The following is a 3951-nucleotide window of genomic DNA, read 5'->3' as shown; positions in this document are numbered from 1 at the left end:
AAGCCTGCGTTCGGCCAGCGTGGTTAACGGGGCGCCTAAGATCAGAAGCTGAAAAGCCAGAGCTGGAGCTAGAACGTCAGGCTTTATCAGGCCTCAGTGAAACCTCGCCACCCGCCACACCCGCGCAATATCCGCCGCCCGCTCGCGCAGCAACCTCGGTGCCTCGCTGCAAGCCTGCTCCAGGCTCATCGGGCCGGAAGGCAGGGCGAACGCCGCGTCCACGCCGTGGGCGTACATCTGCTCATAGCCGTCGCCCAGTGTGCCGGCGATGACGATTACGGGCACGCCGTGTTGCTGCGCTATACGCGCCACGCCGAACGGGGTTTTGCCGCGCAGGGTCTGGGCATCGAAACGGCCTTCGCCGGTAATCACCAGGTCGGTGCCTTGCACGGCGGCATCCAGGCCAACCAGGTCGGCGACGACTTCCACACCGGCGCGAAACTGCGCGCCAAGAAAGGCTTTGGCTGCAAACCCAAGGCCACCGGCCGCGCCGCTGCCGGGTTCGTCGCGCACGTCTTTGCCCAGGGCGCGCGCGCAGTGGTCGGCGAAGTGGCCGAGGGCGGCGTCCAGCAGTTGCACTTGCGCGGGGTTGGCGCCTTTTTGCGGGCCGAAGATCGCCGAGGCACCGTGCGGGCCGCAGAGTGGGTTGTTGACGTCGGCGGCGATCTCAAAACGCACGTCGGCCAGGCGCGGGTCCAAGTGTTCAAGATCAATCCGGGCCAGGCGCGACAAGGCCAGGCCGCCCGGTGGCAAGGCGTGTTCCTCGGCGTCGAACAACTGCACGCCGAGCGCTTGCATCGCACCGGCACCGCCATCGTTGGTGGCACTGCCGCCAATCGCCAGGATGATGCGCTGGGCGCCGAGGTCGAGGGCGGCGCGGATCAGTTGCCCGGTGCCAAACGTGGTGCTGGAACAGGCGTCGCGCTGCCCAGGCGCAACCAGTTGCAGGCCGCTGGCTTCGGCCATCTCGATAATTGCCGTGTGGCTGTCGGCCAGCCAACCCCAATGGGCTTCGACCGTGCCGCCCAGCGGGCCTTGCACGGTTTGGCCGCGCAATTCGCCGTTGCACGCCGCGAGCACCGACTCAACCGTGCCTTCACCACCGTCCGCCATGGGGCACTGCACCAACTGCGCATCCGGCCAAACCTCGGCCAAGCCTGCCGCAATGGCTTGGGCCACGCCTTCTGCACTCAGGCTGTCCTTGAACGAGTCGGGGGCGATGATGATTTTCATGGGCTTTCTCCGGTTTTTATAACGCCCATGCTGCCAGTTGGCAGCAGCAATGACGCCGGTCAGATGCACAAGTACGCTTTGGCTTTGTTGTTCATTCCTACAAAGCCTGGGGCAAGAGTTGCACGCCGAGATAGAGGGCGAGCATGCCATCGAGGGTCAGCGGGTCGACGCCACTGAGTTCGGCGATACGCTCCATGCGATAGCGCAGGCTGTTGCGGTGGATACCCAAGGCGTCGGCGCAGGCCTGGCTTTGCCCGTCGTGTTCGCACCAACTGCGCAGGGTCGCCTGCAATTGGCCGTTGCTGTCCTTGGCCAGCACTTTGCGCAGGGGGTTGAGCAACTCGTCCAGGGCGTCATCGTTGCGATGACGCCAGAGCATCACCGGCAGGCGAAAGCGGTTGAGGGTGAGCAGGCGTGAGTGCGGCAGTACATCGCGACCGTAGGCCAGCAAGTCGCCGACCCGACGGTAGCAACGGCGCAGGCCGGCCAGGCCATCGGCCTGCCCGCCGACGGCGACGCGCAGGATGTTCCAGCCTGCGCCTTCGAGCTTTTCCAGCAACCGCAGGTTGTCCACCTGCGCCGCCGCGGGCCGGCACCAGAGCAGGGAAAACTGCGCCGAGCTGACACACCAGCTGTCTGGGTAGCGCGATGTGAGCCAGGCACTCAGGGCTTCTGCCGAGTGCCCCGGGCCCAGTTCAAACAGGTACGGCGTGCGCGCCAGCTGTGGCTTGAGCCCCAGTTGCCGGGCTTCGTCCACCAGGCGCGGGGAGTCACCGGTTTCGGCCAGGAGCAACGCCAGCAGGTCATCACAACGCTGGCGTCGCCATTGTTGTTCGACTTGCTGGTGGCGGTGGCTGACAAGCATTTCAGCGGTCATGCGCACCAGTTCGGCGTAGGTGCGCAGCCCTTCCGGCTCACCGGTGATGCCCAGCACGCCGATCAGGCGTTGGTCGTGCAGCAGCGGCAGGTTGATGCCCGGCTGCACGCCCTTGAGGTGCTTGGCGGTCTGGCCGTCGATCTCCACCACGCGTCCATTGGCCAGCACCAGTTGCGCGCCTTCGTGCCGGGTGTTGATGCGCTCCGGCTCGCCGCTGCCGAGAATCAGCCCCTGACTGTCCATGACATTGACGTTATAGGGCAGGATGGCCATGGTGCGATCGACAATATCCTGCGCCAAGTCATGATCGAGCTCGAACATGGGGCTAACTTCCTGAAAGGTGGTTGTTCACTGGCACAGCGCAAAGGGGCCTTCGCTGTGCGTGGGCACAAAGACAGTACCCCGTCACGTCGCCGAGACTGTTTGGGCGATCAACGTTACCCTCGCATCGCGAAAAATCATAATAAAGAGAGACTGCCATGTCACAGAGCGCCACTGCCGTACTGGCCACCGATGACGATAAAAACGCCATCTACAAGCGCATCACCCTGCGCCTGATCCCCTTCATCTTCATCTGCTATCTGTTCAATTACCTCGACCGGGTAAACGTTGGCTTTGCCAAGTTGCAGATGCTCGATGCGTTGAAGTTCAGCGAAACCGTGTACGGCCTGGGCGCCGGGATTTTCTTTATCGGCTACGTGCTGTGCGGCGTGCCGAGCAACCTGGCGCTGACCAAATTCGGCCCACGGCGCTGGATTGCGCTGATGATGATCGTGTGGGGGACGTTGTCCACGTGCCTGCTGTTCGTCACCACGCCGACGCATTTCTATACCTTGCGCCTGTTTACCGGGGCCGCCGAAGCGGGCTTCTTCCCCGGTGTGGTGCTGTACCTCTCGCAGTGGTTCCCCACCTTCCGCCGTGGGCGGATCATGGCGCTGTTCATGTCGGCGATCCCGGTGTCCGGCTTGCTGGGCAGCCCGTTCTCCGGCTGGATCCTCAACCACTTCGCCGCCGGCCAAGGTGGCCTCGCGGGCTGGCAGTGGATGTTCCTGCTGCAAGGCGTGCCCACCGTCATCCTCGGCGCCCTCGCCTACTTCCTGCTCAGCGACAGCTTTGCCAACGCCAAATGGCTCAAGCCCCACGAGCGTGCCGTGCTGGAAGCCGACCAGGCCACCGACCTGGCCAACAAACCGAAGACCACCACCGACTCCCTCGCCGAAGTGTTCAAGAACCCGGCGATCTGGGCGTTCGGCCTGATCTACTTCTGCATCCAGAGCGGTGTGTATGCGATCAACTTCTGGCTGCCGTCGATCATCAAGAACCTGGGCTTCAGCGATAACCTGGTGATCGGCTGGCTGAGTGCGATCCCGTACCTGCTGGCGGCGGTGTTCATGTTGCTGGTGGGCCGCTCGGCGGACTTGCGCAAGGAGCGGCGCTGGCACTTGGTGGTGCCGATGCTGATGGGCGCCGTGGGCCTGTTGATCGCGGTGAATTTCGCCACTACACCGGCCATTGCCATTCTGGGCCTGACCATCGCGACGATGGGCGCCCTGACCGGCCTGCCGATGTTCTGGCCGGTGCCCACCGCGATGCTCAGCGCAGGCGCGGCGGCCGGTGGCTTGGCGTTGATCAATTCGATGGGGCAGATGGCGGGGTTCCTCAGCCCGTATATCGTCGGGTTTGTGAAGGATGCGACGGGGTCTACGGATTTGGCGTTGTACTTGCTGGCAGCGGTGATCGTTGCCGGCAGTGTGCTGGCGCTCCGAATGACCCGCACCCTCAAGGCCTGATGCGGTCAATGTGGGAGCTGGCTTGCCTGCGATAGCTCTGGTGAATTCAAC

At 63.9% G+C, this 3951-nt stretch carries 3 protein-coding genes; 1 reads left to right on the top strand and 2 read right to left on the bottom strand.

Annotated features, from left to right (window positions below):
* Nucleotides 1–93: 93 nt before the first annotated feature.
* A complete protein-coding gene (locus tag B348_RS0107170; RefSeq protein WP_017735461.1) occupies nt 94–1233 on the bottom strand; it encodes a glycerate kinase in 1140 nt (379 codons plus the stop codon).
* A gap of 97 nt (nt 1234–1330) precedes the next feature.
* Nucleotides 1331–2431, bottom strand: coding sequence for a sugar diacid recognition domain-containing protein (locus tag B348_RS0107165; RefSeq protein ID WP_017735460.1), 1101 nt, complete (start codon nt 2429–2431; stop codon nt 1331–1333).
* A 158-nt stretch (nt 2432–2589) separates the two neighbouring features.
* Between B348_RS0107165 and B348_RS0107160 the strand changes: the two genes are divergently transcribed.
* Nucleotides 2590–3900 carry an MFS transporter gene (locus B348_RS0107160; protein WP_017735459.1) on the top strand — a complete coding sequence of 437 codons (1311 nt, stop codon included), beginning with the start codon at nt 2590–2592 and terminating at the stop codon, nt 3898–3900.
* Nucleotides 3901–3951: the final 51 nt, after the last annotated feature.

The sequence above is a fragment of the Pseudomonas sp. CBZ-4 genome (assembly GCF_000346755.1).
In the GTDB taxonomy this organism is placed as follows: Bacteria; Pseudomonadota; Gammaproteobacteria; order Pseudomonadales; family Pseudomonadaceae; genus Aquipseudomonas.
The sequence above is the reverse complement of the archived record's forward strand: the minus strand, read 5'-3'. Positions and strand labels throughout refer to the sequence as shown.